The organism is Sphingomonas sp. AC522 (assembly GCF_979258125.1).
This window is the reverse complement of the sequence record NZ_OZ409836.1, coordinates 525,007-547,923: the sequence shown is the minus strand read 5'-3', so window position 1 is coordinate 547,923 and position 22,917 is coordinate 525,007. Positions and strand designations below refer to the sequence as shown.

At 64.9% G+C, this 22,917-nt stretch carries 24 protein-coding genes; 16 read left to right on the top strand and 8 right to left on the bottom strand.

The window, feature by feature from the left end:
- Nucleotide 1 precedes the first annotated feature (1 nt).
- The 12 genes from ACZZZM_RS02740 to ACZZZM_RS02685 all read left to right on the top strand — a co-directional run bounded on the left by ACZZZM_RS02740 (nucleotide 2) and on the right by ACZZZM_RS02685 (nucleotide 9,426).
- A complete protein-coding gene (locus tag ACZZZM_RS02740; protein WP_463593578.1) occupies nucleotides 2–1,753 on the top strand; it encodes a flagellar hook-length control protein FliK in 1,752 nt (583 codons plus the stop codon).
- 17 nt (nucleotides 1,754–1,770) lie between these two features.
- Nucleotides 1,771–2,397 carry a flagellar basal body-associated FliL family protein gene (locus ACZZZM_RS02735; protein WP_463593577.1) on the top strand — a complete coding sequence of 209 codons (627 nt, stop codon included), beginning with the start codon at nucleotides 1,771–1,773 and terminating at the stop codon, nucleotides 2,395–2,397.
- Nucleotides 2,398–2,478: 81 nt separating this feature from the next.
- On the top strand, nucleotides 2,479–3,348 hold the full coding sequence (locus ACZZZM_RS02730; RefSeq protein ID WP_463593576.1) for a flagellar motor switch protein FliM: 870 nt from the start codon (nucleotides 2,479–2,481) through the stop codon (nucleotides 3,346–3,348).
- Nucleotides 3,345–3,641, top strand: a complete 297-nt coding sequence (gene fliN / locus ACZZZM_RS02725; protein WP_463593575.1) for a flagellar motor switch protein FliN — start codon at nucleotides 3,345–3,347, stop codon at nucleotides 3,639–3,641. The genes ACZZZM_RS02730 and fliN overlap by 4 nt, the downstream gene beginning before the upstream one ends.
- A 4-nt stretch (nucleotides 3,642–3,645) precedes the next feature.
- A complete protein-coding gene (locus ACZZZM_RS02720; RefSeq protein WP_463593574.1) occupies nucleotides 3,646–3,897 on the top strand; it encodes a flagellar biosynthetic protein FliO in 252 nt (83 codons plus the stop codon).
- A complete protein-coding gene (gene fliP, locus ACZZZM_RS02715) occupies nucleotides 3,897–4,721 on the top strand; it encodes a flagellar type III secretion system pore protein FliP (protein ID WP_463596363.1) in 825 nt (274 codons plus the stop codon). The genes ACZZZM_RS02720 and fliP overlap by 1 nt, the downstream gene beginning before the upstream one ends.
- A 6-nt stretch (nucleotides 4,722–4,727) precedes the next feature.
- A complete protein-coding gene (fliQ, locus tag ACZZZM_RS02710; RefSeq protein ID WP_463593573.1) occupies nucleotides 4,728–4,997 on the top strand; it encodes a flagellar biosynthesis protein FliQ in 270 nt (89 codons plus the stop codon).
- A 31-nt stretch (nucleotides 4,998–5,028) separates the two neighbouring features.
- A complete protein-coding gene (fliR, locus tag ACZZZM_RS02705; RefSeq protein ID WP_463593572.1) occupies nucleotides 5,029–5,799 on the top strand; it encodes a flagellar biosynthetic protein FliR in 771 nt (256 codons plus the stop codon).
- A complete protein-coding gene (flhB, locus tag ACZZZM_RS02700; RefSeq protein ID WP_463593571.1) occupies nucleotides 5,799–6,935 on the top strand; it encodes a flagellar type III secretion system protein FlhB in 1,137 nt (378 codons plus the stop codon). The genes fliR and flhB overlap by 1 nt, the downstream gene beginning before the upstream one ends.
- A gap of 42 nt (nucleotides 6,936–6,977) precedes the next feature.
- Nucleotides 6,978–8,384: a flagellar filament capping protein FliD gene (gene fliD / locus ACZZZM_RS02695; protein WP_463593570.1), complete on the top strand. Its 1,407-nt coding sequence runs from the start codon at nucleotides 6,978–6,980 to the stop codon at nucleotides 8,382–8,384.
- Nucleotides 8,366–8,785: a flagellar export chaperone FliS gene (locus ACZZZM_RS02690; protein ID WP_463593569.1), complete on the top strand. Its 420-nt coding sequence runs from the start codon at nucleotides 8,366–8,368 to the stop codon at nucleotides 8,783–8,785. The genes fliD and ACZZZM_RS02690 overlap by 19 nt, the downstream gene beginning before the upstream one ends.
- A gap of 83 nt (nucleotides 8,786–8,868) precedes the next feature.
- Complete coding sequence (locus tag ACZZZM_RS02685; protein ID WP_463593568.1) at nucleotides 8,869–9,426, top strand: response regulator; 558 nt, start codon at nucleotides 8,869–8,871, stop codon at nucleotides 9,424–9,426.
- On the opposite strand, the gene ACZZZM_RS02680 is transcribed toward ACZZZM_RS02685, so the two are convergent.
- From ACZZZM_RS02680 to argH, 5 genes are read right to left on the bottom strand one after another with little or no spacing between them, the layout of a single operon-like run.
- Nucleotides 9,423–10,376, bottom strand: a complete 954-nt coding sequence (locus tag ACZZZM_RS02680) for a CorA family divalent cation transporter (protein ID WP_463593567.1) — start codon at nucleotides 10,374–10,376, stop codon at nucleotides 9,423–9,425. The genes ACZZZM_RS02685 and ACZZZM_RS02680 overlap by 4 nt on opposite strands.
- Nucleotides 10,373–11,098, bottom strand: coding sequence for a precorrin-2 dehydrogenase/sirohydrochlorin ferrochelatase family protein (locus ACZZZM_RS02675; protein WP_463593566.1), 726 nt, complete (start codon nucleotides 11,096–11,098; stop codon nucleotides 10,373–10,375). Before ACZZZM_RS02675 ends, ACZZZM_RS02680 begins: the two co-directional genes overlap by 4 nt.
- The gene (lysA, locus tag ACZZZM_RS02670; protein ID WP_463593565.1) at nucleotides 11,095–12,357 is read right to left on the bottom strand and encodes a diaminopimelate decarboxylase; all 1,263 of its coding nucleotides are present in this window, start codon (nucleotides 12,355–12,357) and stop codon (nucleotides 11,095–11,097) included. The genes ACZZZM_RS02675 and lysA overlap by 4 nt, the downstream gene beginning before the upstream one ends.
- 12 nt (nucleotides 12,358–12,369) lie before the next feature.
- Nucleotides 12,370–12,612 carry a hypothetical protein gene (locus tag ACZZZM_RS02665; protein WP_463593564.1) on the bottom strand — a complete coding sequence of 81 codons (243 nt, stop codon included), beginning with the start codon at nucleotides 12,610–12,612 and terminating at the stop codon, nucleotides 12,370–12,372.
- Nucleotides 12,609–13,988 carry an argininosuccinate lyase gene (argH, locus tag ACZZZM_RS02660; protein ID WP_463593563.1) on the bottom strand — a complete coding sequence of 460 codons (1,380 nt, stop codon included), beginning with the start codon at nucleotides 13,986–13,988 and terminating at the stop codon, nucleotides 12,609–12,611. Before argH ends, ACZZZM_RS02665 begins: the two co-directional genes overlap by 4 nt.
- 109 nt (nucleotides 13,989–14,097) lie before the next feature.
- Here argH and ACZZZM_RS02655 point away from each other — a divergent pair, with 109 nt between their 5' ends.
- Complete coding sequence (locus tag ACZZZM_RS02655) at nucleotides 14,098–14,565, top strand: TlpA family protein disulfide reductase (protein WP_463593562.1); 468 nt, start codon at nucleotides 14,098–14,100, stop codon at nucleotides 14,563–14,565.
- Between the two features lie 70 nt (nucleotides 14,566–14,635).
- Nucleotides 14,636–15,271: an alpha-ketoglutarate-dependent dioxygenase AlkB gene (locus tag ACZZZM_RS02650; RefSeq protein WP_463593561.1), complete on the top strand. Its 636-nt coding sequence runs from the start codon at nucleotides 14,636–14,638 to the stop codon at nucleotides 15,269–15,271.
- Here ACZZZM_RS02650 and ACZZZM_RS02645 read toward each other — a convergent pair.
- Nucleotides 15,240–16,133 (bottom strand): TauD/TfdA dioxygenase family protein, encoded by an 894-nt coding sequence (locus ACZZZM_RS02645; protein ID WP_463593560.1) that lies wholly within the window; start codon nucleotides 16,131–16,133, stop codon nucleotides 15,240–15,242. The two genes, ACZZZM_RS02650 and ACZZZM_RS02645, sit on opposite strands and share 32 nt — an antisense overlap.
- A gap of 148 nt (nucleotides 16,134–16,281) precedes the next feature.
- Between ACZZZM_RS02645 and ACZZZM_RS02640 the strand changes: the two genes are divergently transcribed.
- Both ACZZZM_RS02640 and ACZZZM_RS02635 read left to right on the top strand, forming a co-directional pair.
- On the top strand, nucleotides 16,282–17,868 hold the full coding sequence (locus ACZZZM_RS02640; protein ID WP_463593559.1) for an FAD-dependent oxidoreductase: 1,587 nt from the start codon (nucleotides 16,282–16,284) through the stop codon (nucleotides 17,866–17,868).
- 182 nt (nucleotides 17,869–18,050) lie between these two features.
- On the top strand, nucleotides 18,051–19,589 hold the full coding sequence (locus ACZZZM_RS02635) for a dienelactone hydrolase family protein (RefSeq protein WP_463593558.1): 1,539 nt from the start codon (nucleotides 18,051–18,053) through the stop codon (nucleotides 19,587–19,589).
- 101 nt (nucleotides 19,590–19,690) lie between these two features.
- Here the strand turns inward: ACZZZM_RS02635 and ACZZZM_RS02630 are convergent, their stop codons facing one another.
- Entirely contained in the window at nucleotides 19,691–21,034 is a 1,344-nt protein-coding gene (locus tag ACZZZM_RS02630; protein WP_463593557.1) for a sigma-54-dependent transcriptional regulator, read from the bottom strand.
- The gene (locus ACZZZM_RS02625) at nucleotides 21,031–22,773 is read right to left on the bottom strand and encodes a sensor histidine kinase (protein ID WP_463593556.1); all 1,743 of its coding nucleotides are present in this window, start codon (nucleotides 22,771–22,773) and stop codon (nucleotides 21,031–21,033) included. Before ACZZZM_RS02625 ends, ACZZZM_RS02630 begins: the two co-directional genes overlap by 4 nt.
- Between the last annotated feature and the right edge of the window lie 144 nt (nucleotides 22,774–22,917).

Genomic DNA, 22,917 nt, shown 5'->3' with positions numbered 1-22,917 from the left:
GTTGATCCAGATCGCCACTGCCCTCCCTTCCGTTTCCATCGGACCTGCGCGTCCCGTGCTGCTCGCCGCGCAGAGCGGCGCGAGCAATTTCGCGCTCGCTTTGGGTTCGCTGCTCGGTCCCGCCGCAGTGCCCAAGGCGCAGCCCGGTGAAGCGCTTGCGCCGGAAGTCTCTTTGCTCGGGCGGCAGATCGCCGCCGAGCCCGGCAAGGAATTGCCGGAAATCGCACGCGATCTGAACGGCGATGAGGAAGCGCCAAAGCAAGATTGCAGCACCGACGACGAAGCTCCCGATGCCGAGGCCGCGCCCTTCGCATGGTTCGCCGCGCCCACTATGGCCACGCCTGATCCAGTGTCGGCAGCGCAAGTTAGCAGCGTTTCGCGGCCAGCGATTGCTGCGCAGCCGATCGTAAACGCCCCGCTGGTGCAGAAGATTGTGTCCGCCGAGCCCTTAACGACCGAGAGCCTGGCGACGCCGGCTGAGCCCGAGGTCCGCGAAGATGCCGCGCCCGCTGCTCCATCCGCGAAGGCTCCGGTGTCCGGGCGACCGGATCGCCCGCTATTGGCCGCGCCACGCGCCATATTGCCGATTGGAGCTGAGGTTCCGGATCGGGGCGATTCACCCCAACTGGCTGCTCCCACCGCAGTGCCCGCGCTTCCACAGCGTCCAGCTGCCGTGCCATCGGCGCCCACGAAGCAGGCGGCCGTTGATCCGGCCCTTGTTGCGAAGCCCAGTACCGCACCTGTGATCGCCACGACGTCGGTGCCCGCGACGCAAAAGCCCGAGGCTGCTCTTGATCCGACGTGTCCCGCACCACGGGTTCCAGTAGCGCCGCCCGGTTCGAAACCGACCGCGCCGGTGGTGCAGATATCGGCGGCCCCGGTCGCGCAGCCAGTTGCCGTTGCGCCCGCCATTCTAGCAATGCCACAGGCGCAGCAAGTCGCGCCGACGGGCACTGCCGCGGCGCAGCCCACTGTAGAAGCGGCCGTACTCCAGCCCGTGGCGGCACCCACAGTGACCGTTGCGCAACAGCCCGCAACCGGCGAGCCAATCCGAACGCCCGCTCCGACAGTAGCTGCAGCCCCGGCCTCCGCGCCGAGTTCGCCTTCGGCCCGCATCGATACGCCAGCCGCCCCGGCCCAAGCCGCGCCGCAGCCTGCACCAACTCCCGTACCGCCCCTGACGATGGCGTCGCTCATCGCCCAGTCCCAGGTCTTCGCCGCGCAGCCTGCCGCCCCGCCGCTCTCGCGCGCGTTTCGCGACACCGATCAGCCGCAGTTGGCGAGCATCGCCGCGCCCATTGCCACAGCGCTCCAGCAAGTCGCCGCTACGTCCGATGCGCAGCAGGGCACCGTCGACATGCGCCGCCCGGAATGGACGGGCAAGATGGTCGAAATGATCGAAGCGATGCGCGAGGCCGCACCGGTCAAGGAGACGCGAGTTAGCTTGATGCCCGATGCGCTCGGCAAGGTCGACATTTCGGTCCGCCAGGATGGCGACCGCGTCCATGTCCATTTCGCCGCCGAAACCCAGGCGGCGCGCCAGATCCTGACCGACGCCCAGCCGCGCCTGGCCGAACTCGCCGAGCAGCGCGGCATCCGGCTCGGCCAGACCAGTGTCGATTCGCAGACGGGCGCCAATCCGCAATCGGGCCAGCGTCACAACGAAGCGCAGCGGTCGCAAGCGCCTGCGGCACCTGCCAGCGCGCGCGCCGCAAAGGACCAGCTCACTCAATCCGATGATCGCGTCGCCTGAGACGCATGGAGGCACTGATGGAAGACCTGAACGACGAAAAGACCGCCGCGCCCAAGAAAAAGAAGAAGGGCAAATTGCTCCTCTTCATCGGCGCTCCGTTGCTGCTGCTCGGCGGGGGCGGGGGCGCCGCCTATGCGATGGGCTGGCTCAACGTGGCCGGGGGTGGCGCGCATGACGAGGCCAAGTCGGACGAGCCCAAGCTCGTTCCCAAGAGCGAGGAAAAGCGCGGCGGCGGCGACGCCGAGGGCGGGCATGGCGGCGAGGGGGAAGCCGCTGCGGCCGGCCATGGCGGCAAGCCGACGCCGAAGGGCGAAGGCGGGGACAAATATGCCTCCAGCTATTATCCGATGGAGAAGGAGTTCACTTCCAACCTCCAGGATAGCGTTCACTTCATCCAGGTCGGCATCGCCGTCTCGACGCCGTATGACGAGAAGGTCCTCGAAAGCATCAAGACTCACGAGATCGCGATTCGCTCGGCAGTGCTGATGGCGCTCGGCGAGACCAGCGAGGACGAAGTGTTCACGGCCGCCGGCAAGAAGGGGATGCAGGAGCGGCTCGCGAAGGCGATCAACGCCGTTCTCAAGGAAAAGGAAGGTTTTGGCGGCGTTAGTAACGTCTACTTTACCAATTTCATTGTTCAGTGAGGCATGGTTAACGCCTCTTCAGAGATTGCGGCCGCCGATCGGCGGGAACGCCCCCGGGCCAGTGCGGAACACGCGCCGGCCTTGGGGACTGCTAACCTCAATCCGTTTGGCGATCTTGTCACGCTGCAGCATCTCAGCGCGCGGCTGGCCAAGGGTCTGAAACCGCTTTTCGAGGGCATGCTTCGCCGGGATCTGCGGACTTGGGCCGAGCCGCTCGCAGTGCAGCGTTATGCCGATTACCGCGCCGAGCGCAGCGGAGCGCTCACTGCCTGGGCGCCGCTTTCGATGGGTTCGGCCCGCCAGCGCGCGCAGCTGGTGCTCGATGGCAAGCTTGTCCTGGAGATGCTCGATGCATTTTTCGGCGGCGACGGCGAAGCGCCGCATGCCCTGCCCACCGAGTTCACTCCTGCCGCAGAAGCCCTGATCGCACGGATCGGTGCCGATATGGTCGCGCCGCTCGACAGCGCATGGGAGCCGCTGACTCGCGTCGCCTTCCGCGCCGAGACCAGCGCCAATTTCGCGCAGGCGGTCGAGATGGGCGGCGACACTCCGGTGGTGGTCACCCGCTTCGGTATTGCCGCCGGCGATCACAAGCCGAGCTTCTTCGACCTGGTCTATCCGGTCGCGGCACTGAAGCCGCACACCGCTTCGCTGATGGTCAAGGTTCACGACAAGCCCGAAGAAGTCGAGCCCGAATGGCGCTCGGGTCTTACCCGCGCGGTGATGGGCGTGACGCTGCCGGTGCGCTCGGTGCTCTGCGAGCCCAGCATCTCGCTGGCGCGCTTGATGGAATTGAAGGCCGGCGACATCATCCCGGTAGAATTCGGCTTGCAGGTACCTGTGATGGTGGCCTCGCGCCGCCTCGGCACCGGCGAAGTCGGCACGTCCAACGGCCGCGCCGCGGTACGCCTTTCCGCAATCGAACTGATCAACCCTGAGGATTTCCGATGAACGACATGACCGGGGGCTTCCCCGTCGACGCGGCGGTGACGACCAATTTCCACTTGCTGCAGGACGTGGACGTCAAGCTGACCGTGGAGATCGGTTCGACGTCGCTGACGCTGCGCGAACTGCTCGCGCTCGGCGAATCCAGCGTGATCGAGCTCGATCGCGAAGCCAATGAGCTGCTTGACGTATTCGTCAACGGAACGCTGATCGGCCGCGGCGAAGTCGTCACCGTCGGCGAGAAGTTTGGCGTGCGGATGACCGAGCTCGTCAGCCCTGAGAAGCGCGCGGCCAAATAACATGATGTGGTCGTACATCCTCAAGCTGGTAATCCTGCTCCCGCTCGTCTGCGGGTTGCTGATCGGCTGCCTCTATGCCTGGCGCAAGCTCGAGGCGCGGCTGCCGAAGAACCAGGGCACGCGCATGGTGCAAGTCACCGAGACGATGATGCTCGCCCCCGGCCTGCGTCTCGCAGTGATCGAGTTCGAGGGGCAGAAGCTGCTCTGTTCGGTCAGCCGCACCGGCGTCACGCTGGTGGACAAGAAGCTTTCGTGATGCGCTCGCTGGTTTCGCCTCCTCGCACCGTCGGCGGCCGCGCCGCCCTTTTCATAGGCATTCTCGCCTTCTTCGTGCTTTTCGCCTTCCCGGCGTTCGCGCAAGGCGCGGTTCCGGTCGCCCCGCCCGCAGCGCCCCCCGGCGTCGGCGGCGCGATGGATCGCGCGCTCGGCCAGCTCGGCGGCGGCGATGCGCCCCTGAGCCTGTCGCTTCAGGTGCTGATCATCATGGGGCTCCTCACGGTGCTCCCCGGCATCCTGCTGATGATGACCAGCTTCACGCGGATCATTATCGTGCTCTCGCTGCTGCGCTCGGCGCTCGGCCTTCAGCAGACTCCGCCCAATCAGGTGCTGATCGGCTTGGCGCTGTTCCTCAGCTTCTTCGTGATGGCGCCGACGATCACCCAGATGAACACGCAGGCGATCCAACCTTATGCCGAGGGCCGGATCAACGCGACGCAGATGATCGAGACCGCGGGCAATTCGCTCCACAGTTTCATGATCAAGCAGACCCGCAACAAGGACGTGAAGATGTTCGCCGACATGGCGAAAGCACCGGCATTCGCGTCGCCCAGCGACGTGCCCTTCTCGGTGCTGCTGCCCGCCTTCATTACCAGCGAACTCAAGACTGCGTTCCAGATCGGTTTCCTGATCTTCCTGCCCTTCATCGTCATCGATCTCGTCGTCGCGACGGTCCTCATGTCGCTCGGCATGATGATGATGTCGCCGACGATCATATCGCTGCCCTTCAAGCTGCTTTTGTTCGTCCTGGTGGACGGGTGGGCGCTGACCATGGGTTCGCTTGCCACCAGTTTCGCGAGTTAGCCGGTCATGGACGCAGATTATTTCATGACCGTCGCGCGCGAAGCGATCTGGATCCTGGCGCTGGCATCCGCGCCGATCCTGATCCCGGCTTTGCTGTCGGGCCTGATCCTCAGCATGGTCCAGGCGGCCACGTCGATCCAGGAGCAGACGCTCACCTTCGTTCCCAAGCTGATCGTCGTTGCCGTCAGCATCGTCATTTTCGGCGGGATGATTCTGGGACTGCTCGGCGATTTTACGACCAGTATCTTCGAGCGCATCCCGGATCTGGTGAAATGAAAACTCCCTCTCCCGATGGGAGATGGAAATTATGATGGGCTTCGGCCTCTCGATCGAGCCACAGCTCTGGGCATTGCTATTTGCGATGGTGCGCGTCGGCGCGGCGTTTGTCGCGGCGCCGATCTTCAGTGCCGTTTCCGTGCCGCTCACCGCGCGCATCGCGCTCACCGGTGCGATCGGCGTGCTCGTGCTCAACACCGCGACGATCACGCCGCCTGCACAGATATTCGCGCTGTCGACCTTTCTGATGGTCGCATCCGAGGCGCTGATCGGCCTTGCGATCGGCTTCATTCTCCAGATCGCCTTTTCGGCGCCGATGATCGCCTCCGAAGTGATCGGCATGTCGATGGGGCTGGGTTTCGCCAATGCCGTCGATCCCAATAGCGGCACCTCGACTCCCGCGCTCGGCCAGTTCCTGTCGCTGCTGCTGACCTTGTTGTTCCTCGCGGTCGACGGCCACCTCGTCCTCGTCGACCTGATCGTGCGCAGTTACGAAGCGATGCCGCCCGGGGCGTGGATCGCGCCCGAGCGACTGCTGGGGATCGCGATGTTCGGCGGATACGCTTTCCTCGCCGGACTGCTGCTCGCGCTTCCGGTCGGCTTCCTGCTGCTCTGTCTCAACGTCGTGGTTGGCATGCTCAGCCGCGCCGCGCCGGCGCTCAATCTGTTCGCAGTCGGCCTGCCCGCTAGCCTTGCGGTCGGCGTCGTCGCAATCCTGCTCGCATTGCCGGCAATGGGCGATTATCTGCTGGTGATCATCCGGACCGCGCTCGATACTGCGCCCTCGCTGGTGTTCGGCTGATGGCAGAGACCGCCGGCGAAAAGACAGAAGCCCCAACCCCCAAGCGCAAGCGCAAGGCGGTAGAGGAAGGGCAGCTTCTAAAATCCAAGGATTTCGGCACCGCGTTGGTGATCCTGCTCGGCTGCGCGTGGATGTCGTTCTTCGGCGGCAGCCTGATGGCGGCGTGCAAGGGCGTGATGACTGCGAGCTTCCGCTTCGATCACGGCGATGTCGAGCATTTCGAGCCCTGGCGTCCGCTCGAATCGGCGGGCTGGCAGTTGCTCCTGCCGATCGGCAGCCTGTTCGCCATCGCCATGCTCGGCGCGATCCTCAGCCAGGCGGCTTTGGGCTCGATAGGCTGGAACAACAAGAATTTGATGCCCAAGGCATCGCGCGTGAATCCCGGCGCGGGCCTCAAGCGCATGTTCGGGCCGACCGGCTGGATCGAACTCGGCAAATCGCTGCTCAAGGTCGTGTTGCTCGGCAGCATGGGTGGCTGGATGCTGTTGTCGCTGACGACCAGCTCGCTGGGCCTGATGGCGCTAGACATTCAGGGTGCGGTGGGCACGCTCGGCAGCCAGTTCATCGCCTTGATGTTCGTAATGGCGGCGGGCCTGGTGATTATTGCCGGCATCGATTTGCCGATCCAGATGATCCGCCACTTCAAGCAGTTGCGCATGTCGAAACAGGAAGTGCGGGACGAGCATAAGGAAAGCGAAGGCTCGCCCGAACTCAAGGGCCAGCAGCGTGCACGCCAGCGCGAGATCCTGAAAGGCGGCTTCCGCAAGTCGGTCGGCACCGCGCATGTCGTGCTCACCAATCCGACGCACTTCTCGGTCGCTCTGCGTTACGATTCGGGCAAGGACCAGGTGCCGGTGGTGGTCGCCAAGGGCCGCGGGCAGACCGCTTTGGCGATCCGCGAACTCGCTGCCGAGATGCAGGTGCCGGTTCTCGAAGTGCCGAGCCTCGCGCGCGCCGTCTATTTCACCAGCCGCGAGGGGCAGGAGGTCCGCGACGATCTCTATCAGGCGATTGCGATCGTCCTGGCGTTTGTTTTCGGGGTCAACAAGACAGCCGGCGGAAGCATGCCGCCGATCGAAGTGCCCGACACCGCGCTTTTCGACGAAGAAGGGCAGAAAATGGCGCGCGCGGGCTAAAAGCCGCGCCGCTTCCGCCGTTTACCGGGACAGGGGGACCTAATGGCCATCGAATCGATTGCAAAGACGCTGGGAACGGGATCCGGGATCGACGTCGGCGCGCTCGTCTCCCAGCTCGTCGAAGCCCAGTTCGCAATGAAGAACGAGGCGCTGACCCAGAAGACCGAGACGCTCACCAGCAAGATCTCGAGCGTCAGCGAACTCAAGAGCAACATCAGCGAATTCGCCAGCGCACTCGCATCGCTGACCAGCGGCGGCACGCTGACCACGCAGCCGAGCAGCTCGAACACAGCAATCGCCAACATCACTGCGCTGGCCGGCGCCAAGCTCGACAATCTGAGCGCCTCTCTCGAGGTGCGCCAGCTCGCCCAAGGCCAGGTCGCCAGCACCAATGCCTTTTCGGCGGGCTCGGCTTATGTTGTGGGCACCGGCACGCTGACGCTGACCTTCGGCACCGCGACCGTTGCCGGCGGTTCGATGACGGCATTCACGGCAGGCCCCGCCGCGCCGATCGCGATCACCATCGATGCGGCGCACAACACGCTAGCCGGCGTCGCCGAGGCGATCAACGCCGCCAATGCCGGCGTCACCGCGTCGATCATGAGCGACACTTCGGGGGCGCGGCTGGTGGTCAAGGGCACGACCGGCGCGTCTCAGGCTTTCCAGCTCAAGGGATCGAGCCAGCTCACCGAGCTCGACATCGGCCGCAACGAGACCGGATCGACGATCAACACCACTGCTCAGGATTCGATCGTTGCGCTGGATGGCGTCCAGACCACGCGCACTACCAATTCGATCTTCGGGCTGATCGAAGGCACCAAGATCGATCTGGTGTCGGCGGCGGTCGGTACCAAGGTGGCGATCGGCACCAAGCCCCCGACCGAGGCAATCAAGCAGAGCGTCACCAACTTCGTCGACACCTATAATGAGGTCTACAAGATCGTGAAGGCCGCGGTGAACCCGGTCGACGGTCCGCTGCGCGGCGATGCCGCGGCCAAGGACTTGCTTCGCTCGCTCAAATCGCTGTCGATGACGCAGCTTCTCGCCAGCCCGGGCGCCGGCGTTCCCTCGACGCTTTCGGGGATTGGCGTTGCCACCCAGCGCGACGGCACGCTCTCCGTAGATACTGCGCGGCTCTCGACGGTGATGACCAATTATACGGCCGAGGTCGAAGCGATGTTCGCCGCGGGCAAGGGGCTGACCACTGCGCTCAACGACATCGCCACGCGCGCGACCAGCAAGCTCACCGGGCTCGGTGCCAGCGAGCAGACCTATACCAAGCAGCAATCCAGCGTTGCCGAAGACCGCGACGATGCGCTCGCCGCTGCTGAAAAGCTGCGCACGCGGATGACGCGCCAGTTCGCCGCGATGGACTCGCGCGTCGCCGCGTACAAATCGACGCAGAGCTTCCTGACCAACCAGGTCGCCGCGTGGAACAAGAGCTCGTGATCCGTTACGCAACGCCGCTCGCGCGCGATCCAGCCTCTACCTATCGCCAGATCGACGTGGCCGGGCGCACCACCGGTGCCGATTCGCATGCGTTGGTCGATCTGCTCTACGGCGAATGCGTCGCAGCGTTGCGCGCTGCTGCCTGGGCGATGGAAAAGGGCCAGCCGATGGTCAAGAGCGAGCGCCTTTCCCGAGCGACGGCCGTGCTGTTCGCGCTGGAGGCAGGGCTCGATTTTGAGCGTGGCGGCGATGTTTCGCGCACTCTCGCCACTTTCTATCACGGGCTGCGCCAGCAAGTGCTGGGCGCGAGCATGGGCAGCGATCCCACCCCGTTGCGCGATGCCGCCAATTCGCTTGAGGAGATCGCAGGGGCCTGGGCTAGCGTGCGCGCCGCGTCCTGACGGTTTTCTGCCCATTTACCAAATCGTGACGCAGGCGGCCTAGACTGGCCGCCATGGACCAGGCGTCATCTTCCGGCATCGCCATGCGCCGCCGCGCGACGCGGACCATCCTTGCCGTCGATCACAGCCGCACCAATCTGAGCATGCTTGCGCATCGTCTCGGCAATCTTGGCTATCTGGTGGTGCTCGCCGACAGTGGCAGCCAAGCGCTCGAACTGATTTCGGCACGCGGTTTCGATCTGGTGCTGATCGAGAAAGTGATGCCCGAGCTTTCGGGAGTGCAGATGCTCCGCGAAGTCCGCGGCGCGCGCGACACCGCCGACCTGCCGATGATCGTGCTGGCCAGCGAGAGCGATCCCCGCGCCGCGCTCGATGCTTTTGCGGCGGGTGCCGACGATTGCCTCTCGCGCCCCTTCGAATTCGAAGTACTGGCCGCCCGTATCCACCGGGTGCTCGCGCGTGCCGATCGGATTGAGGAACTCAAGCGTTCGAACCTGGCCTTGGACGCCCGTATCGCCGCGCGCGCAATCGAACTGGGCGAGGCCCGCGCCGAACTGGCTGCGGGCCAGGCCGACCGCAAGCGGCTGATTGCCTCGATCCAGTCGCTCCAGGACGAGCTGGACCGCGTACAGAGCGTCTAACGCTCGAACCAGTGCCGGGCGATGAAATAGGCCGCGACGACCAAGCCGATCACGGCGCACATCCCGACGACCCCGCCGAACGCCCATTGCTCATGCGCAAAGGGTATCCCCGCGACATTCATCCCCAGCAACCCGGTGATGAAGGTCAGCGGCAGGAACACCATTGCGACGATCGCGATGATCAGCGAGCGCTGGTCGATCTGTTCGGCGCGCAAATCGGTCAGCGTTTCGTGGACCAGTGCCGCACGCTCGCGGATGCTCTCCAGCTCCTCTGCCATCCGCGCCGCCCGGTCCGCGGCGGCGGCCAGATGGAGCCGGTCGTCGTCGCCCAGCCAGTCGCTCGGCAGATTGGCAAGCCTTTCGAGCGCGGCGCGCTGTGGCACCAGGAAGCGGCGAAAGCCGATCGCCTGGACACGCGTCTGGTTGACGAGGCGACGCAGCTCGAATGCGGGGCTGGCGGCGATCTTCTCTTCGCAATCGTCGAGCGAATCGCCGAGCTCGGCGACGACCGGGTCAAGCTCTTCAGTGATTGCTTGGGCCAGCGCTGCGATCAGGTCGCCGGGATCGAGGATGGTACAGCGCGCGATTTCGGCGCGGACCGCGGGCACCGCATTGAGCGTCTTGCGGGTGACCGAGAAGACGCGGCCGTGAAGCGCATACATCCGGATCGACGCCAGCGGATCGGACGCCGCCAGTTCTTCCGAAGACAGTCCGCGCAAGTTGATCACCGCGCCGGCGCCGACCGCGTCGCAACGCGGCCGCGTCTCGACCGCAGTCAATGCTTCGATCACATAGGGGGAAAGGCCGGCTCCATCGCCGAGCCAGGCCTTGGCCCGCTCGTCATTGGTCGTGAGATGAATCCAGACAAGCTCGGCTTCGAGCTCGACCGCATGCTTGAGCGAGACTTCCTCGGCCTTGCCGCCGCGCACGACGTAAGCGAACCCGCTCATTCGCCCATCTCCAAATCGATCGTAAGCCCGGGCTCCGGATTGCCGGGAAGCGCCGCGCAGATCCGCACGGCATCGGCCCGCGCCCGGTCGAGGATCGCTACCGGCACCTGTGCGCGGTGATAGACGCGCTCGGCCGCCGCAAGCGCACGTGCCTGGCGCAGCGTCAAATCGTCGGGATCGGGGGATGTCAGCGTGAACCGGAGCACTTGCGTCGGAGCTATTCCGGAGCCGAGCACCCGCGAGACGACATCGCCTTCAAAGCTGTCGAGCGCAGCGCCGATCGCGCGGCGTCGGTCGGCCGAATCGGGCCAGCGTTCGCGGATCGCAGGCCGCGCGGCGTGAAGCGCGTCCGCAGTCCTGCCAAGGTCTGCCGGAAGCAGTGCTTCCAGCTTCTGACGTACCGCCGCCGCCAGCCCCGCCGACACCCCGTTCGTGCCGATCGCGACCAGCACCGGATCGCGATCGACGATTGCCGGGAGCGTGAAGTCACACAGATCGGTGCGATCGACGGCGTTGACCAGCACGCCGCGCGCTTTGAGCCGCGCCACTGCCGCTTCATTGTCGACCACGATCGCCAGCGCGGCCTGCTCCTGTTCATCGACGACCCTAGCACCCGAGCGCAGCAGCAGCCGCCGCTTGGCGTCCGCCGCTTCGCCCTCCCCGATCAGGATCACCGGCCGCCCCTCCAGCCGCACGAAGACCGGAAGGGCAGCCAGGCTCATTTGAGCCAGTCCGGAACTTGCTCTTCGCCCATCATCGCCTCGGCCGAGACGCGCTTGGCGACCACTTCGAAACGGTCGCCTGAGACGAGGACTTCGGGCACCAATGGCCGGCTGTTGTACATGCTCGCCATCGTCGCGCCGTATGCGCCGGCCGAATGCAGCACTATCAAGTCGCCGCGCTCGACTTGGTCCATCTCGCGCCCCTTGGCGAAGACATCGCTGCTTTCGCACACCGGCCCCGCGACATTGGCGACGAAGCGCCCGCCGCGCGGCCTGACTGCCGAGACGTCGTGATGCGCATCGTACAGCGCCACCCGCGACAAGTCGTTCATTGCCGCATCGACGATCACATAGGGGTGGCCGACCCCAGGCTTCACCCACAGCACTTCGGTGAGCAGCATGCCGGCATTGGCGGCGATCGCCCGGCCGGGCTCGAATTGCAGCTCGACATCCCAGTCGCGCGTCACGCGCGCGACCATCTCGCCGAATTTGTCGGGCGACGGCATCACTTCACCTGCGCGGTACGGCACCCCGAGCCCGCCGCCGAGATCAACGTGCGTGATCGCGTGTCCCGCAGCACGCAGTTCGCCTACCAAGGTGCCGACGCGCTCGAACGCGGCTTCGAGCGGCGCCAGGCTGCTCAATTGGCTGCCGATATGCACTGCGACTCCGCGCAGGTCGAGGCCTGGAAGCGGCGCAAGCCGGTCGAAGATCGCGACTGCCTGGTCGATCGGCAGCCCGAACTTGTTTTCCTTGCGGCCGGTCGAGATCTTGTCGTGCGTGCCTGCATCGACATCGGGATTTACGCGCAGCACCGCCGGCGCGCGTACGCCCCGCGCCGCGGCGATCCCGGCGAGGACCACGCCCTCTTCTTCCAGCTCTAGATTGAACTGGCCGATGCCGGCATCGAGCCCCTGTTCGAGCTCGGCGACCGTCTTGCCAACGCCCGAAAAGACAATGTCCCTGGCCGCGATCCCCGCCGCCATCGCCCGCGTCATTTCACCGCCCGAGACCACATCGGCGCCGAAGCCTTCATTGGCGAGCACGCGCAGCACGGCGAGATTGGGATTGGCCTTGACCGCAAAGGCGACATGCGTGCGCGGCCCCGCCTTGGCGACGCCGGCTTTGTAGACCTGCGCATGGCGCTGGAGCGTCGCCGTCGAATAGACATAGACGGGTGTGCCGACCGCTTCGGCGATCGCCGAAAGCGGCACTTGCTCGGCGTGCATCTCGCCGCCGATCACATCAAAATGGTTCATGCTTGCTTCGCGTCAATTGGGAGGCGGCAGGTCGAACTCGTCGCTGCGCCGCTCGTCCGAGCTTTCGATAAGGTCGTCGCTGCGCGCGGGGCGCGTTTGGACCGGCGGTTTGAGCAGGTCGCCCGGTTTGGGCGTTTCCACCGCGCCAAAGGGCGCGACCGGAAGCGCTGCGTCCTGCGCCGGTTTCAATTCCTCGCGCGCCCCGCATCCTGCCAGCGCCAATGCGGTGAGACCCGCCATCGCCAATCGCTTCATCGCGCTTCCTCCTCGCGGGCCTTTCGCGCCGCCGTCACTGCTTCGCGCACGCGCGCCGGCGCAGTGCCGCCGAAACTGGTCCGGCTCGATACCGATGCCTGAACGCTGAGCACGTCATAGACTCGCGCATCGATCCTGTCGTCGATCGCTTTGAGCTGCTCGATATCAAGCTGATCGAGTCGTATGCCCTGGGTCTCTGCCGCCGCCACTGCGCGCCCGGTGATATGATGCGCCTCGCGGAACGGCACACCTGCCTCGCGCACCAGCCAGTCGGCAAGGTCGGTAGCAGTCGAGAAACCTGTCTCCGCTGCGGCGCGCATCCGCTCCAGCCGGAAGGTCGCGCTCTCGACCATGCCCGTCATCGCCGCGATGCTGAGGCCGAGCAGGTCATGCGCCTCGAACACCGGCGGCTTATCGTCCTGCATGTCTTTCGAGTAAGCGAGCGGCAGCCCCTTCATCGTGATCATCAGGCTGACCAGGCTGCCGACGATCCGCCCGCTATGCCCACGCACCAGCTCGGCGGCGTCGGGATTGCGCTTCTGCGGCATGATCGACGAGCCGGTCGACCATTGATCGGAGAGGCTGACAAAACCGAAGGGCTGGCTTGCCCAGATCACGAATTCCTCGGCCAGCCGGCTGAGATGGAGCGCAGTCTGCGCGGCGCAGGTCAGATATTCGATCGCGAAATCGCGGTCGGATACCGAATCGAGCGAATTGCGTGTCGGCCCGTCGAACCCTAGCGCCGATGCCGTCGCATCGCGGTCGAGATTGAACCCGGTCCCCGCCAGAGCGGCGGAACCCAGCGGACACAGATTCATCCGTGTCCGCGCATCGCGCAGCCGCGAGCGGTCACGCCCGAGCATTTCGAAATAGGCCATCAAATGATGCCCCAGCGTCACCGGCTGCGCGACCTGAAGATGCGTGAACCCCGGCATCACGCTATCGGCATGCTCCTCGGCACGTGCGAGCAACGCGTCTTGCAGGCTGCCCAACGCCGCCTCGGCCTGGTCGACTGCGTCACGCACCCAGAGGCGGAAATCAGTCGCGACCTGATCATTGCGCGAGCGGGCGGTGTGCAGGCGCCCGGCGCTCGGCCCGATCCCGTCGGCCAGCCGCGCCTCGGCGAGCATATGGATGTCCTCGAGCGCGAGATCGTCGGGCACGCCCTCGGCTTCGAATTGCGCCGACACCTGCTCCAGCCCGCTTGCGATACGCGCGGCGTCTTCCGCGGGGATAATGCCCTGCTTGCCCAGCATCGCGACATGCGCCTGGCTGCCCGCCAGATCCTGCCGCCACATCCGCTTGTCGAAGGGGATCGAGGCGTTTATCTCGCGCATGACCGCGGACGGGCCTTCGGCGAAGCGCCCACCCCACATCGTATTGGAACTGGCCTTGCGCTCGACTATCGCGCTTCTCCTCTTGGCGGCACTCGCAACCGGCGGCTGCGATAGGCAATCCGGCGCTTCGGGACAAGCAAACCATAATTTGTCCGCCGACAACGCGTCTGCGCCCAAGGACAAGCTTGATCGCAGCCATAAGGGCGAGGCCGCCCCGGCGATCCCGTTCACCGATCCCGCGGGCAAGCAGCGCACGCTCGCCGATTTCGCGGGCAAGCCGGTGCTGCTCAATCTCTGGGCCACTTGGTGCGCGCCGTGCGTCAAGGAAATGCCGACGCTCGATGCGCTGGCGGTGGCTAAGGGCGATGCGTTGCAAGTGCTGACGATCAGCCAGGATTTGAAGGGTGCAGAACTGGTCACGCCCTTCTTCGAGAAAGCGCAGTTCAAGAAACTCCAGCCCTATCTCGACACCGACATTGCCTGGAGCATGCAGCTCGGTGCCAACTTGCCCACCACGATCCTCTACGATTCGGCAGGCAAGGAAGTGTGGCGCGTGGTCGGCGACATGGACTGGATGGGCGCGCAGGCGGCGGCGCTGATCGCAGAAGGCAAATAGGCGCGCGACTCGCGCTTCCGGCGGAGCCGCACCATATTGGTGCGACCCCATTTTTCGCAGGTCGCTCAACATGTTCGCCGGTCAGTCCGACCTTTTCGCTTCGCCTGCTTTGCCGGGTTTCGACTATCGCAACGATCTGATCTCGTCGCCCGAGGAGCAGGCGCTGATCGCCGCGATCGATGGCAGTGACCTTGCGCCCTTTGCCTTTCAGGGCTGGCTCGGCAAGCGGCTGACCGCATCGTTCGGCTGGCGCTATGATTTCGAGAATGGCAGCTTCGCACCCGCTATGCCGATCCCCGCCTGGCTGCTGCCGCTACGCGAATCCGCGGCGGCGTTTGCCAGCCTGTCGCCTGATTCGCTCGTCCAGGTGCTGCTGCTCCGCTACGATCCCGGCGCCAGCATCAGCTGGCATCGCGATCGCCCGGTATTCGAGCATGTCGTCGGTGTCTCGCTCGGCGCCCCCGCCACACTCAGACTGCGCCGGCGTACCGAGAAGGGTTTCGAGCGCTTTCCAGCTCTGCTCCAGCCGCGCTCGGTCTATCATCTGAGCAGGGAGGCGCGGCATTTGTGGGAGCACAGCATCGCGCCCCTGGACGTGCCGCGCTGGTCCGTCACATTCCGCAGCCTCTCGGAGAAAGGCGCTCGCATCGCTGATCCGGAGACCCGAGCAGGCCTCATCGTTCGACGACATCTCCGGAGACCGTGACGCGTTCGAGAACGCGCTCGGCGGGCCAGTAATCACCGACCGCATAATGCTGGGTCGAGCGATTGTCCCAGATGCCGATCGCGTTGGGGGTCCAGCGGAAGCGCACCTGATATTCCGGGACCTTGATCCGGTCGAACAGCAGCTTGAGCAGCCGGTCGCTTTCCTCTTCGGCCATTCCCAGGATACGCGAAGTGAAGGTGTGATTGACGTAGAGGATGCGCTCCCCGGTCTCGGGATGCGAGCGCACCACGGGGTGACGGACCGCTGGGAAGTCCCGCCCGAGTTGCGTGCGCCTCTCCTCGCTCACGCGGCCGCCAAAGCTGCGCACGATGTCATGTTCGGCATCGAGCCCATCGATGCGCTCCTTCACTGCCGCCGGAAGCCCGGCATAGGCCGCCGCCGCATCCGCCCAGATCGTATCGCCGCCGAGTTGCGGCATCAGCCGCATGCGCAGAACCGATGCGATCGACGGTCGCTCGCGAAAGGTCACGTCGGTGTGCCATTTGTTGAAGGCCTTGAAACCCTCGATCGTCTCCGCGGTCGGGGTGACGCCTTCCACGCCGCGGATGATCAGCACTTCCGGAAATCCGTCCACACTGGGGATCACGGGATGCCCTTCCAATTCCCCGAACAGCCGCCCGAGCCGGATGTGGCTCTCATAGCTGATGTCCTGGTCACGGAAGAAAATGACTTTGTACCGCAGCCATGCATCGCGGACGATCTCCGCATCCGCATCGGCAAGCGGCTGGTTCAGATCCACGCCGCTGATCTCGGCCCCGATGGTGGGCGTGCTCGGCTGGATGGCGATGCCGCGCCGCCGGGCACTCTCGGTCAGGTCGGTTTCGAGGGCAAGCGTGGCCATGCTAGAATCCTTTCTGCTGGCCGGAATGGCAGGATGAGCTCAGTTCTGCCGGGGATCAAGTCGCTTTCGTGCCAGCCGGCAGACCGAGCATCAGCCCCGGTGAGCGTGGCTGTTGGCTTGCGTGGCGCCCTCCCTTAGAAACCGGTGAATGGAAACTATTGGCGGTGACCTCAGCACCATGGCGCCCCGCCCCTTCGCGGACGGGCATCTAGCGGCAATCCGGGCCATTTCGGCGCCTCGTCAGTACCAGCCTGGCGAAGTGGTGCTTGAGGCCGGCGCGCCTCAGGACCGTTTCGTGTTGGTTGAAGAGGGTGAGATCGAAGTCGCCGATGCGGTATCCGGCAGGCGGCTGCACGCTTCGACGCTCAAGCCCGGACAGTTCATGGGCGAATTGGCATTCCTGAACGGCGGGCCCATGACCCTGACCATGCGGGCATGTGCCCCCACCCGCACGCTGGAAGTGCCTCGCCCGGCGATGCTTCGATTGATGAGCGACGTCCCGGAAATCGGCGACCATATTCTGACGGTCTTCTCGGCTCGGCGGCGACGCATCTTCGAAGCGGGTGACAGCAGCTTGGTCGTACGCGGAGCTGACCGGAATCCCGCAGTCGCGCGCGTGGCCAGATTCCTTCACCGCAACCGCATTCCGTTCCATGAAGAGGCGGAAGGCGAGCCGCAGGTGAGCTGGTCCGGCCAGCCCGTGCCCGAACCGACGCCGCGGGCGATTGCCCACCATCTGGGGATGGACCTCAAAGCAAGGCCGCTTGAAAAACTCGATCTCGTCATCGTCGGCGCCGGGCCCGCCGGGGTGGCGGCAGCGGTATATGCGGGAGCAGAGGGCTTGCGAGCCTTGGTAGTCGAAGACTGCGCGATCGGAGGGCAGGCGGGGACAAGCTCCAGGATCGAGAATTATATGGGGTTTCCGACCGGCATTTCGGGGGCGGACCTGACCTTTCGCGGGCAGGTCCAGGCGATGAAATTCGGGACATGCTTCGCGATGCCGCGCAGGGTCGAGGCGGTGGCGCAACGCGGCGACGGCTTCTGCGTGACCCTGGACGGCGGCGAGGAACTATGCGCCCGCTCGGTACTGGTAGCGACCGGTGTGCAATATCGCCGCCTGCCGCTCGATCGGCTCGAAGCCCTTGAAGGCGCCGGCGTCTATTACGCTGCTACCGAGATGGAGGCGCGCCTCTGCTCTGAAACCGAGGCGGTGGTCGTCGGCGGCGGGAATAGCGCGGGCCAGGCCGCCATGTACCTCTCGCGTGTAGCGAAACGCGTCCATCTGCTGGTACGCGGCGACACCCTCGCCCAGACGATGAGCGCTTACTTGCGAGAGCGTCTCGAGGCGGATCCGCGCATTACGATCCACACCGGCAGCCAGCTCGAAAGGCTCGAGGGCGACGCGCATCTGGAGCGTGTGGTGTTCGCAAAGCCCTCGGGCAGCGTGTCCATCGAATGCCGAGCACTCTTTCTCATGATCGGCGCTGCGCCCAACACCGAATGGCTGTCGGGGCTCGTCGAGCTCGATGGCCATGGCTTTGTTCGCACCGGTGCCGAAGTCGGCGCATCTTCGAGCTTCGCTACCTCCTGCCCGGGAATTTTCGCGGTCGGGGATGTCCGTTCCGGCTCGGTCAAGAGGGTCGCGAGCAGCGTCGGCGAGGGCTCAGTCGTCGTCAGCGCCATCTGGAGCCACGTCAACGCGCCACCGCCTGGATCGGTGGGAATAGGCGGCTAGTGCGGCGAGATGGCGTGGCAGTATATCTGTCCACGCCAGTCCCGTCCGCTCAACTTCCGGTCGTGAGCGAAAGACGAAGCATGACGTCTTGCAGGTCCCATCATCTCAATACGATCAGCACTTCGTGGACACCGTCGCCTTTTGATCCTAGCAATTGCGCTGGGCATAATCTGGGGATTTCCATGCGATATCTGTTGGCTTTGACGTTGCTGCTGTTCGCCCCGCTGGCGCATGCGCAGGGCGGTTTCGCCTTTGCCAACGCGCCCGGCCCGCATGGCGTAGGCCTTCGCGTCCTCCACCAATATGATTCATCGCGGAGCTATCGCAGCGCCACCGATCCAGTGACCGGCAAGGTGGTCACGGGCCCCAAGGCGCGTCCGATCCAGACCCTGATCTGGTATCCGGCGGCCAAAAGCGGCACGCCGCTTCGCTATAACGATTATCTCCGCCTCTCTGCGACCGAGGAGGAGTTCGACCGCAGCGATGCGGAGATCACGGACGCGACGGCAAGCTTTCTCCGCAGCATCGGCTCGGCTGTACCGGAGGCTCGCCTCAAGGCGGAAACCGAGCGGGTGATGTGGGCGGTGCGCGACGCCGCTCCGGCGGCAGGCAAGTTCCCGGTCGTGATCTATGCCCCCAGCTTCGGCGCCTCGGCATATGAGAATGCCGACCTCGCGGAATATCTCGCAAGTCAGGGCTATGTCGTGATCGCCAGCCCGAGCATGGGCGCGCGGGGCCGCGGCATGACTGCGGATGCCGACGGGATCTCGGCGCAGGTCGGCGATATCGGCTTCCTGATCGCTTTCGCCCATTCGCTGCCCCAGGCGGACCTCGATCATATCGCCGTGGCAGGTTTCAGCTGGGGCGGCATGTCGAATGTGTTCGCCGCCGCCAGAGACAGCCGCATCGATGCGCTGGTGAGCCTTGACGGTTCGGTGCGCTATTATCCCGGCCTGGTCGAAGCTGCGAAATATGTGACGCCGGCGCGCGTGACGGCGCCGTTCCTGTTCGTGGCGGCAAAGCCCGAGGCGATCGAAGACATGCAGCTTACCGGCCTCGACAGCAGCACCAGCTTTCTCAACAAGCTGAAATATGCCGATTTTCACCGGGTTACGATGAACCAGATGGTGCACGGGAACATGGCCTCGCGTCAGGTGATCTTCACCCCCGACGCCGCCTTCTCGAACTTCAGTCGTGCCGAAGTCGAGCAGTCCTACAGTTGGTCAGCGCTTTATGTGCTTCGCTTTCTCGACGCGTATCTGAAGAAAGATGCCACAGCCGCCGCATTCCTCGCGGCGGACCCGGAGCGCAACGGCGTGCCGCGCCATTTGCTGGAGGTCACGACGCGCAAATCCGTGGGAACTCCGGCGACGCGAGAGGCGCTCGCAGCCCAACTGGCGGTGCGCGGCTTCGACGCGATCCCTGAGGTTTATGCCGAAATGCGCGCGCGCGATGCTGGCTTCGTGCTTGCCGAGGAAGACCTCAACATGTGGGGCTATGGGCTGCTCGGGCGCAATGACAGAAGGGCCGCCATCGCCGTTCTCAAGCTGGCGACGACGCTCTACCCCACGAGCTTCAACACTTTTGACAGCCTTGGGGAGGCGTATCAGGCCGACGGCAACAAGCCCCTTGCGATCGCAAATTATCGCAAGTCGCTGGAGCTGAACCCAGCCAACCAGAACGCCGCAGATCGGATCAAGACCATGCAGGCCAAGCCCTAGGCCGCGTAGCATTTCGATCGTTAGGGCCAATGGCGGAGGCGGGCACGGAGGCGTCTATGCCCGGCCGGCAGTTAGACCGGCGCGTGCGATCTTTCGACGGGCTATCGGGGCGGCCGGAAGCTTGCCGCAATTATCCCGTGACGCGTCAACCTGTCGTAGAACGTCTTACGCGGCAGCCCCAAATCGCGAATGGCGCGCTGAACATTGCCCTTGTGCCGAGTCAGCGCCTCGCACAGCAGCCCACGCTCGAATGCTGCGACCTGCTCGGGCAAAGAGCTCTGCGTGCCGGAACGGAGAGCGCTGGACGCGGCGCGACCTAGGACCGCTTCGAACGCGAAATTGCGAAGCTCGCGCACATTGCCGGGCCAGTCATGATTGCGAAGCCGGGCGTGGATCGCTCCGTCGAGCGTGACCTGCTCGCGCCCCAATGTTTCGCTCGCCTCCGCCAGAAATGCGGCGAAGAGCAGCAGCCGATCCTCGCCACGTTCGCGGACCGGGGGGATGCGCAGCCGCAGCGTGGCCAAGCGGTAATAAAGGTCCGGCCGGAATTTGCCTTCCTCGCAAGCCGCGGCAAGATCGCTCTTCGTCGTCGCAACCACTCGGAAATTGACCGGAACCGGCCGCTCCGCCCCGATGGGCTGGACCTCGCGCTCCTCCAGGATGCGAAGTAGCTTGGCCTGCAGGCCGAGCGGCATCGAGTCGATCTCGTCGAGAAGGAGCGTTCCGCCATCGGAGGCCGCGATCTGGCCCGTGCGCGAGAGCCGGGTTTGCGACACGCTGTCCGCGGCGTGGCCGAACAATTCGATCTCCGCCGTCGCTTCCGACAAGGCCCCGCAATTGATGGCGATAAAGGCGCGCCCGCGGCGTGGTCCCTGGCGGTGAATCAGGCGGGCAACAAGCTCTTTTCCGGTTCCGGTCTCGCCCTCGACCAGCACATCGACATCGGCCTGAGCGATACGCTGGATCGTCTCACGCAGCATTGCCATCGATGCGCTGTGACCGATCAGTCCGTCACTGTCCTCGCGTTGCGACAGGGTTTCGCGCAGGCGCCGGTTCTCGAGCACCAAGGCTCTGCGCTCGAGCTCGCGGCGAATGCTGGCGACAAGATGATCGGTCGCGAAGGGCTTGGTCAAGAAGTCCGCCGCCCCGTTCTGCAATGCCCTCACTGCCATTGGTACGTCGCCATGGCCGGTGACCAGGATCACCGAAAGTTCGGGGTCAAGCTCGCGCAGACGCGCGAGGAGGTCCAGCCCATCCATGCGCGGCATGCGGATATCTGATACGACGACGCCGTCGAAGCTGCGCTCGATGGCCGCCATCGCGGCTTCGGCGTCGGCAAAGGCCGCGATTTCGAAACCCGCCAGCTGCAAGGCCTGGACCGTGGCGGCGCGCAGCGTGTCGTCATCCTCAACGAAGATCACCCGGTCGGAGGCGACGATACTCATGCGATGGGCAATGTCAGCGCGAAGCGGGTGCCCTGCTCAAGTGGCAAATGCCGCAGATCGCCTTCGAACTCGCGGGCGATATCGCGAGCGATCGCTAGACCAAGGCCAAGCCCGCCCGGCTTGGAGGTGGCGAAGGGTGTGAACAGGGAGTCGCCGATCACCGGATCGACGCCGGGTCCATTGTCTGAAACTCGGATTTCCAATGCTCTCTCGCGCGCCACGGCATCGATCGTCACCTTGCCTTCCGGCTGCTCGGCTATTGCATCAAGCGCATTCTGAACGAGATTGACCAGGATCTGCTCGACCCGGACGCGATCCCCCTTCAATGCCAAGCTGCGTAGCGCCGCCGGTATCTCGATCGACACCGGACCGCGTGCCCGCTCCCCGACAAGGATCATGACGCCGTCGAGAATCGATTCCAGCGTCGCCTTGCCGCTGGCGCGGCTGCGCTTGCGCGCGAAGCTGCGCAGCTCGGCGGTGATGCGGCCGATACGGTCGGCCAGCTCGACGATCGTCGTGAAATTCTGCCGTGCCACCTCGCCGGCGCCGCGGTCGAGCAAAGTCGCGCCGCTTTCGGCGAAGGTACGGATCGCGGCGACTGGCTGGTTGATCTCATGGGCGACGCCGGCGGTAACTTGCCCGAGCGTGCCAAGCCGGCTGGCCTGCGCCAAATCCTCGCGCGCGTGACGATAGCGCTTATCGGCTTCGGCGCGCTCGTTCGATTCGACAATCAGCCGGTCATTGGCGTCGCGCAACTCCGCGGTGCGCCGTTCGACTTCGCGCTCGAGCTCCTCGCGGGCCTGGCGTTGCAGGCGCTGTTTCTCGCCGCTGCGCAAGGCGATGGCGGTCGCGGTGCCAAGCACCAGCAGGATCGCCAGGCCGATCAGCAGCGCCTGTGACCTCGCCGCAGCGAGTGGCGGATCGAGTGGGGCGATGTGATGGATCTTGCCGTCCGCGATCGCCGCTGGCTCCTGCGAAACCCTGAAGCGAACTTGCTTGTCGCCTATCATTGCCAGGGCTCCGGGCGCGGCCATCGCGATTGGAGCCGGGCCTGGCGATGTCGAGCCGAACTGAAGCGTGTGCTGCGCCGCTTCGATGATTGCAGGGTCAACGGCGCCAATGGTGTGGAAGCGCCACTCGGGCAGGCTCGTCACGAGGATCACGCCATTGGCGTCGGTCACGAAGGTAGCCCCCGAAGTCCGTGACCAGGCAGCTTCGACCGCGTCAAACTCGACCTTGACCACGACGACGCCAATGCCCTTGCCGCTCTTCTCGACGCGGCGCGCCAGATAAAGGCCTGGGCGGCGGCTGACCGTGCCTAACGCGAACAATTCGGCCGCACCGCTCTGCATCGCATCGCGGAAATAGGGGCGGAAGCCGTAATTCTGGCCGACGAAGCTGGTAGGTTTGCGCCAATTGCTGGCCGCCACGGTCGTCCCGTCGGGGCCGATCACATAAATGTCTGCGGCATCCGTGCGCGATGCGAGCAATTCAAGGGTCCGGTTGAGCGCTTCTCGCGCGCGCACGTCGCCACCGATCGCCGAGGTAACGTCGGGATATTCGATCAGTACGAGCGGGAGCAGACGGAATTTCTGAAGCTCGCTGTTGAGCAACGCTGCATGCGTGCGAGCGACTTGCGTGGCACTGGAATCGGCAGCGGCATTGGCAACGCTTCGTGCCCATTTGTCGCCCGCCCAAGCAATCAGGCAGATCGCCAAAAGTAAGATTGACAGCGCCACGACTGCTGATCGACGCAAGGTCATCTGTGTGAAATTTCGCACAACATCCGGAATATTGTGCGTAAAGCCACACGCTTTAGCAAGCCCTCTCGGCGCGCCGGTCAACGAATTCGTTGATTTTCAATAAGTTACTCTTTGGCTCGC